The sequence below is a fragment of the Mucilaginibacter sp. P4_G9 genome (genome assembly GCF_056400985.1).
The window spans coordinates 1-2407 of the sequence record NZ_JBFUKF010000585.1 but is presented as its reverse complement, the minus strand read 5'-3'; the positions used below and the strand labels follow the sequence as shown (position 1 = coordinate 2407).

At 35.7% G+C, this 2407-nt stretch carries 4 protein-coding genes; 2 read left to right on the top strand and 2 right to left on the bottom strand.

Annotated features, from left to right (window positions below):
• On the bottom strand, positions 1-905 hold a 905-nt coding region (locus AC1DPZ_RS25595; protein WP_477408808.1), incomplete at its 3' end, for a S1C family serine protease.
• A 14-nt stretch (positions 906-919) separates the two neighbouring features.
• Positions 920-1489 carry an RNA polymerase sigma factor gene (locus AC1DPZ_RS25590; RefSeq protein ID WP_477408806.1) on the bottom strand — a complete coding sequence of 190 codons (570 nt, stop codon included), beginning with the start codon at positions 1487-1489 and terminating at the stop codon, positions 920-922.
• Positions 1490-1839: 350 nt separating this feature from the next.
• On the opposite strand from AC1DPZ_RS25590, the gene AC1DPZ_RS25585 reads away from it, so the two are divergent.
• A complete protein-coding gene (locus AC1DPZ_RS25585; protein ID WP_477408804.1) occupies positions 1840-2058 on the top strand; it encodes a hypothetical protein in 219 nt (72 codons plus the stop codon).
• A gap of 146 nt (positions 2059-2204) precedes the next feature.
• The coding region (locus tag AC1DPZ_RS25580; protein WP_477408802.1) for a hypothetical protein at positions 2205-2407 on the top strand (203 nt) is incomplete at its 3' end.

Here is a 2407-nt window from a genome sequence, read left to right as displayed (position 1 = left end):
CCTATTACGTTCCCTCTGTTATCCAATAAAGGACCACCGCTGTTACCCGGGTTWACAGGGATAGAAACCTGGTATTCGGTTGTATCGCCCGAATGACCATTCCTTGCTGTTAATGAACCTGGCCCAAAATTTTCTTCGCCGCTTGGATATCCGAATGTATAAACCTCTTCGCCCAAATCACTTAATGTTTTTTTGAAGTTGTAAGGCACATTACCCAGATCTTTAAATGCAGGATCGTTTATCTGCAATATCGCTATATCGTATTTGGGCTCGGTATAAATAACTTTAGCATGAAACGACTCTCCGGCTGCATCTTGTACATATACAGAATCAGCATCTCTTATGATATGATAGTCTGTTGCTATATAACCATTTGAAGATAAAGCAAAACCAGTACCTCTAAAATTTCCCGGATTAACAAATTTCTTCGACTTATCGTTTATGCCTTGCTTAGCTAAATTATCGGTCGTTTTGGCCAATTTATCTGTTTTATTGTTAAGCTGATCAACTTTTTGACTTAACAATTCTACGTCATTTGAATTATGGTTGTTTAATTTACCTGTAAAAAACAATGTACTTAAAATAGCGAAAATAGCTATTGAAGCAGCCACCGATATTTTTGAATGGTGATGCCTCCACATATTCACTATCCAGTTGGGCTTAATTAAAAGCTCTTCCTTCAGGGCATGTACATCAATCTCGCCGTGGATAGCATCCAAACGTTTCTCCAATTCAATGCGTTCGCCGTATTGCTTAATTAGGCCTACAAATAGCTTATGCTCAATTACCTTGCTATCAACATTGGCGTCTTTTTTTCGTAGCGTCTCAAATTCGGCACGCTCGGCGGCGGTCATATCGCCATTAAGGTACCGTTCAATTAATTCCAGAATAAGGTTCTCGCTCATCTCTTTTCTCTCCTTTACTTCTGCTGAAAAAATAACTTTTTCAGCCTTTGCAGGCATTTATACTTTTGCGTTTTGGCATTATCAGCATTGGTGTACCCAAAACGTTCGCAGATCTCCTGCATCGATCTGTTATGTATATAAAAATCTTCCATAATGGTTTTACAGGGTTCGCCTAATAACTGGAGCGCTGCATCCATTTTATTAAACTGCATGTCCCGGTCATTATGTTTTTCAACCTCATCATCAACAGGCAGGTATTCCTCAAAATCCCTGATGTCTCCCCCGTACCTGTTCATCTGGCTCAGCCTTTTAAGCCAAAGCCTGCGGCAAACCGAATAAATATATGTTTTAAGCTTACTGCTTAATTCAAACTCGCCCGATTTTACCTTGTTATAAAGAACAATGATTGCTTCCTGGTAAACATCCTTGGCATCATCCTCATTCCCGTTGTTGTTGATAATTAACTGTAATATCATCGGGAAATAGGTGGTATACAACCTTTTTAATATTATTTCCGAATTGTTAAGTATCCCGAGAACTATTTCGCTATCTGTTGGCGCCGAAGCTTTTAAGTCTTTATTCACTCTTAATACTGTTTATACGAAATTGTAACCCATTACAATTAAAAAAAAATAATTGTATTCAATAAAATTACAAAACCTGGTGAAATACGCTACGGTCTTTAAAACTACGTTTTAAAACATCAAACCGGTTTTAATACGGTAAACGCAGCAAGGTAACCCCTATTATTTTTTAATAACCGACGGCAAATCTGCAACAAAAAAAACTCCGGGCAAAACATTCCGTAAAGGCTAAAAACACTACAAAATCCATGGAATTTATTTTTTATCAAAATTCATGGGTTACCTTTTTAAATATATGGTATTAACAACGAAAACGATCAAAAAATATTAACATTTTAAAACTCACGAAAATGAAAAATTTATTAAAAACAGGTTTTGTTGCTTTAGTTATTGCTGTTTCTTTCTCAGCTTGTGGTGGTACTGCTAAAACTGAAGGTGGTGATTCAACTAAAATTGATTCAGCTAAAGTTGATTCAGCTAAAGCAGATTCAGCTACTAAAGTTGATTCAACTGCTAAATCTGGTGCTGCTGCTGTTGATTCAGTTGCGAAAGACACTACAAAAAAATAATTGCTGATAAAGCATATTAAAAAGGGCATATAGTTGCAAACTATGCTCCCTTTTTATTGATTTTTTAGTTTTTTTACAATTAAAAAAGGTAATCTGTAATTTTATTTAAAAATTATGGGTTACCTTTTTGTGTTTACGGTATTAACATGAAAACTATTAAATCACTTATTAAAAAATTAAACATGAAAAATTCATTCAAATTAGGCTTAGTTGCCTTAGCTATMGCTACTTCATTTGCAGCTTGTAAAGGTTCAGGTTCTTCATCTGCTGCAGATTCAGCTAAAGCAGATTCAGCTAAAATGGACTCAGCTAAAATGGATACTGCTGCTAAAATGGATACTACTAAAGC